Annotated in this window: 2 protein-coding genes; one reads left to right on the top strand and one right to left on the bottom strand. The window is 70.3% G+C overall.

The features are described from left to right. Positions 1–321 precede the first annotated feature (321 nt). A complete protein-coding gene (locus VEC57_15570) occupies positions 322–3021 on the bottom strand; it encodes a hypothetical protein (protein HYC00552.1) in 2700 nt (899 codons plus the stop codon). A 171-nt stretch (positions 3022–3192) separates the two neighbouring features. On the opposite strand from VEC57_15570, the gene VEC57_15565 reads away from it, so the two are divergent. Next, positions 3193–3435 (top strand): hypothetical protein, encoded by a 243-nt coding sequence (locus VEC57_15565; GenBank protein ID HYC00551.1) that lies wholly within the window; start codon positions 3193–3195, stop codon positions 3433–3435. The last annotated feature ends 2226 nt before the right edge of the window (positions 3436–5661 follow it).

Below are 5661 nucleotides of genomic sequence, written 5' to 3'. Positions count from 1 at the left end.
ACAGCTGGGCGCCAAAGTTCGTTCTGCTTGAACTTCGCCGCACATCCGAGCTCGCGGCGCGCACACTCGCCAGTGTCAAGTGCCATCCAGCCGTCACCGCCACCCGCAGCGAACGGCGAAATCGCGGGTACACGCGCTGTTTCTTGTTCTCTGTCTTTACGAAAGAAACGCGCGCCTCGCAACACTCCGTAACCCAGCAGTTGTCCCCTGCGGTCCGCGGAGTGTCACGCTCGATCGAGCTACCGGCCACTCCGTGATCGAACATGATCACGACGAACGCACGCCGGCCGCCGCCGCCAGCCGTGATCCAGCGGGTGGCGCTCAGCGCTCGCCCGCCGGGTCGTAGCTACTGTCGCCGTCGAAGACGCCGTTGGCGCCCTCGTCAGCGTCGCCGTGTCCGTCGGCGCTGCCGCAGTCGTCTGCGACGCTCACTCGATCGCCGTCGTCGTCATCAGTCGCCGCAGCGCCGTGTCCGCGCGGGTCGCGCGAGAGACGCGCGAAGACGCTGAGGCGTCGGTGCCCTGAGGCTGCAGTGCCGCGTGTCGCTTCTACGCGCGCCACGCCCGACGCATCCGCAGTCGCGTCGTCGGCGTCGCCATCTGCTGCGTCGAGGCGCGCGTCGCCGTCGGAGGAGCGAGCGTCTGCAAGCGCCGTGACGCCGTCCGCATCGTTGTCGTCGTCGGACGGGACGACGACGTAGTCGACGTCAGGACAGAGCGGTGCCGCGTCGCCACCGGCAGCGCCGTCGCCGTCGTCGACGTCGTAGCTGCGAACGAAGGCACGCGCTCGCGCGGCGTTGGCGGCGTCCCGCAGATGCCGCGAGTGCGGCACGTGACCGCCGCCGGTGGACGCTGATGCGTGGCGCGCCGCGGCGATCGTCTGCTGAATCACGCGGGCATTGCCCTTCTGCACTGCGACGGAGAGTTCCTGACGGAGCGCGCAGAGGAGCTGGTGCGCAGTGTCGCCGCCGGCGGCCGCTTCGGAGATGTGGTTCACGATCGTCTGCGTCAGGCCGGTGAGCGCGTCGCCGAAGGCGCCGTACGTTTCCACGACGGCTGAGGTGAAGAGGGCGCCCGCCTTGGCGGCGTTGCTCGCGTGGCCGGCGTGCTTGACGCCTTCGCGTCGAAGCGCCGCAGAACCACGGGTCGTGGCCGCGCGCGTGACGTAAGAGTCCGCAGCTGGATGCGTGACGCTGACGTCGATGTGGTGCGTTCGCTCGGAGAAGAAGAGCTCGGCGTCGGGCACGCGGTGATCGAACATAGGCGCTTCTTGGTACAGCACGTTGCCGCGGCGGCAGTACGCGAGAAGCCGCGCGAGGACGCCGTTGTGGCGGAGGAGACCGGATCGTGCTCGCTGACGCTGGCAGGTGAGCGTGTGCGAGCAGTTGGCGTCGGCGTCTGCGGCGAGGCTGGCGCCGCAGGCGCAGTGAGACGGCATGAAGTCGTAGGGGCGAAGGCCGAGGCGGAGGCGGAGGGCGAGAAGGAAGGCAGCGTCGGGAATGAACAGCTCGTTCGACGTCGGCGTGGCCGTCAGCCAGAGACCAGCTCGCTTCGACGACGTGCTGAGGAGACGTGCCCGATCGGAGAGAGAGGCGGCGCGGAGGATGCCGTGAAAGTGCAGGTCGTATATGGCGCGCGTGAGCTGCTGCTGGAAGTGCGGCGCGCAGCCGTCGCGGAACTTCACGAAAAACGCAGCGGGGTCGCCGGACGTCTGACCCGCATCGGTCTTCTCTGCCGCGGGCACGTGCTCGTCGCGCAGGAAGGAGAGCGCGTCCGACAGCCCGCGCGCCGTGGGGAGGTCAGGCGGCGTCGAGTCGACGTGGGAGGCGGCGAGAAGAGGAGCGATGTCCTGCGCTGCGAGGGCGAGTGAGGACGCGTAGGCAGGAGCGCAGGCGGTCGCGATGCTGCGTAGGCCGATGCCGCCGTTTCTGATGGGCAGTTGTAGCAGTTGCTGTGCCACGTCAGAGACGGCGATGCCGGTCTTGGCATAGAAGGTGCGGAGAACGCGTTCGTCGAACGAGCGCGCGGCGTCGCGGGTGAGGTCGGAGGGGACGGTGCGGATGGTGTAGTCCATTGTCGGCACGGCGCTGACGCGCAGCAGCAGCACAGAGACCTGCATCGGCATCTCGTGGTGCTCGAGGTCGGAGAACAGCTGCGCGTCGCGGGCGGCGGCGTCGACGACCCAGCGGGTGATGGCGTCGCGGTCGAGGCCGACGGGCGCGCCGTACACCTCCGTGCACCCCGTCACGATCTGGAAGCCGCGGTCCGCGCAGGCAGAAGTCAGCGCAGCGGGCGTCGGCGTGACGTGTGGCCATAGGATGGAGCACTTCTCGGGGACGAGACGGTGGCCGTCTGACGCCGTCTCTCGCTGGTAGGTGTCTAGCGCAGCGACGACGTCGGCGTGCGGGCCGGCGAGCGTGAGGTCGTCGTGGATGGCGACGGCAGTGACGGTGGGATGCGCCGACAGCACGGCGGCGTAGCGGCGCCTGGCAGAGACGGCGAAGGCGGCCTGAGAGAGGACGTCGCCCTGGCGAGTGCCCTCGCACGACCAGACGACGCGAACGACGCCGTGATCGACGACGAGAAGGCGTGTGGGCTCGTTGTACGACCAATCGAGTTGGCGGAAGGCGGGCGCGAGCTCGGGGTGTGCGTAGCAGTCGGCGAGCATGCGGCCGCGCGGGACGGTGTTGAAGGCGTTGGCGATGTCCGTCTTGCCCAGCACGACGTCGTCGCCGCCGAGCTCGAGCGCCGCCTGGAGCACGTGCACGCCGCGCTCGCATCCGCCGGCGACGCCGACGCCCTTCTGCACGGGGCCGAGCAGCGCCGGCAGCGCGCCGCCGATCTGGTCGAGCACGTGCAGGCCCGCAAGCTTGGGGAACAGCTCGCCGACGGCGATGGGACGGAGGCCGCCGCGCGGTTTCGGGACGCCGACGAGACGCGACGTGAGGAGCAGACCCTTGGAGAGGGGGTCGCCCAGCGTGCCGTTGGAGATGTCGGCGACGAGGACGGCGAGGGCGTCCATGCAGGGGTCGTTGACGATGAGGGGACGCAGCATCTCCGCCGTCCAGCCCGACGGCCCAGCAGACGCGCCGCGCCCTGAGAGACGCCGCACGCGGTCGACGAGTGATGCCGTTTCGACGGAGACGACGGGGACGCCGTCCGGACGGGCGGGGATGGCGTCAGACGAGGGCGGGTGCAGCGCCTGCAGCTGACGCAGCGTGTCGTCGTTGAGGGGGGCGACGCCGCTCTGCGAGAGAGAACGGACGGCACGAGAGAGGAAGCCGTCGCGCACGAGGGAGACGGCCCGGCGGATGCGGCTCGCGTTGGCGTCAGCGGGTGGCGCTGTGGGCGGCGGCTCGCCGTCGACGCCGTGTTCGTCGTCGTCGTGGCGCTCGGCGTCAGCGAGGCGCGTGACGGCGTCGGCGTCGAGGGATGAGAGGACGAAGCGCAGCTGGTCGAGCAGCTGGCGCCTGCCGCGCTGGCGCCCGCCGCGGATGCAGCGAAGCGCGGCAGCGGGCAGGCTGATGATGGCAACGAGGGCTTCAGCGCGAGCTTCGGCGTCGCCAGCGCGGGACGCGGTAGCGTAGGCGCCAAAGACTTTCTGGCAGATCGCTTGCCAGATGGGGACGGCGTACGCGGGGACGCGTCGGAAGAGTCGCGGGTGCAGCGCGACGTCGTGTACGACGGCGTCCGTGGCAGCGCGCAGCCTCGCGGCGTCGGCGTCGTCGTCATCGCCACCACTCGGGGGTGCAGGCGGGTGCTGGGCCGGCAGAGGTGGCGGCGGCGGCGGCAGCGGCGGCGTTGGCGGGCGTCGCGGGGCTGGCGGGGGCTGTGATGTCGGCGGAGGGGCAGAAGGCAGTGCCGGCGGCTGAGGGGCAGAGGGAGGACCCCCAGGCGGCGCAGGCGGCGCGGACGACGGGGGGGAGGACGGCAGTGGTGGCGCGGACCGCGGGACGAGAGGCGGCACAGCAGATGGGACGTGCGGCGGCGGCGCACGGCGTGGAGGCGGCGCGGCTGCTGGTGGGCGCACATTGTACGGCGGCGGGAGATAGGCATCGAGCAGGTCAGGCAGCACGCGGTCTTCGGTTCCCGCAGCGAGGAGCAGAACGGACATCGCGTCACGGACAGCGGCGGCGTCACCGCGGTAGAGCGCCTCGGAGACGGCGCCGACCATGGCAGCGGTGACGTCGAGACCGAGGGGCTCTGGGAGCGTGACTCCACTGCTGCGAAGGGCCTCGATGCCGTTCGAGAGCACGAGAAGGCTGTTGTCGTCCTCGATGCGCGCCTGGATGTCGGCGGCAGAGAGAGGCGCGACGCGCTGCCCCGCATACTCGTGAACGTCAGCACGGCACACGGGGCAGACAGGGCCGTTGGAGGCGAACGAGACCACGAGGCAGTTCTGATGCATGTCACCACCGTGGCCGCACGGCGTAAGGCACACGTCGCTCGCTGCCAGGTCGTCGTAGCAGATGGCGCAGGAGACCGGCGGCAGCGACGCTGGCGGTGGTGCAGCGGGCGGCGGTGGCGACGGAGGTGCGGGCGAGGCAGGCGGTGTTTGAGGAGAGGGGCGCGCGCGCTTGCGCTCGGGACCCGCCGCGGTGTCGTCGTCGGCCTCCGGGGAGTGGGCGCGCTTGTTGGCGCCGGCGGCGGTGTCGGCGGCGGTGGGCGACGCGGTGGCGGGGGCAGAAGCGGTTGTTGCGGGAATAGGCGAAGCCGCGGGCAGCGCGGGTGCAGGCGCGGATGTTGACGTCGGGTGACGGCTCGGCGGACAGGCTGACGTCGTCGCGGACGGAGGCGCACTCGCGGACGACGTAAGGGCAGGATTGGCGTGCAGAAGGTCCAGCGCCGCGCGCGCGGACGTAGCGAGTGCCGCGTCGCGCAGTGGCGGGGCTCGTGGGGCCGTTTGCTGCAGAGCAGCAGCAGCGGACGCCGAGCGGGCGGAAAGACCAGAGGAACCAGAGGAAGCACCATGGCGGGACGCGGGCGACGTGGCGGCAGGGTTGGTCGACACGGACGGCGCGGTCACCGAGGCGCGTCGTCGTGCACGCGAGGCTCCGTTCAGCGTCGCGCAGCCGCCAACCTTGCCCAGGCGGGGCGCTTGGTGTCCGCCAAGTTGGTAGAAAACGCCGCCACATTCGTCGCATTGTCCGGCCGTTCGGCCCATGAGCGCCAGTTGAGGCGCAGACAGGCGGACGCCGGGATGCTCGGCACGCACGTGGTCCGCCAGCTGACGTCGGTCCGTCGACTGGTAGAGGCATGTGTCCACAGCCGGACACCGAATCGGGGCAGCGGCGTGCCGCCCCCTGGCCATGGAGGCGCGGTCCGGAGGAAGGCAAATTTAAAAAAGAGACATATCAACAGGTTCAGCTTGGCACAACGAAGACGGTGGCACCACTGGCGGGGACGGTCTGGTAGAGGCTGAGTCGAAATCGGAGTCGGCGCCGGAGACGATGTTTCAGAAGGCGCGTCGGAGTAAGTTCCGTCCCTGCATGTCTACGCAGCTTCCACCACGCCTGCAACGGGCTTACGGCGTCGGCTCAACGTCGGCTGTCCGCCGACGCGACGTCGAGGCACTTCTACGCCATCATCGACCTCTTTCTCTGTCGTGAGCCGCGCGGGAAGGACTCCCTGGACTTGGCCACCGTCGTGCTTTGCAGCAGCG

The organism is Candidatus Limnocylindrales bacterium (assembly GCA_035626395.1).
Classification (GTDB): domain Bacteria; phylum Desulfobacterota; class Binatia; order UBA1149; family CAITLU01; genus DASPNH01.
This window is presented reverse-complemented; position numbering and strand designations above follow the sequence as displayed.

Coding starts and splice junctions, on each gene's coding strand:
- VEC57_15570 (HYC00552.1), bottom strand. CDS start 3,021: ATGGACGCCCTCGCCGTCCTCGTCGCCGACATCTCCAACGGCACGCTG.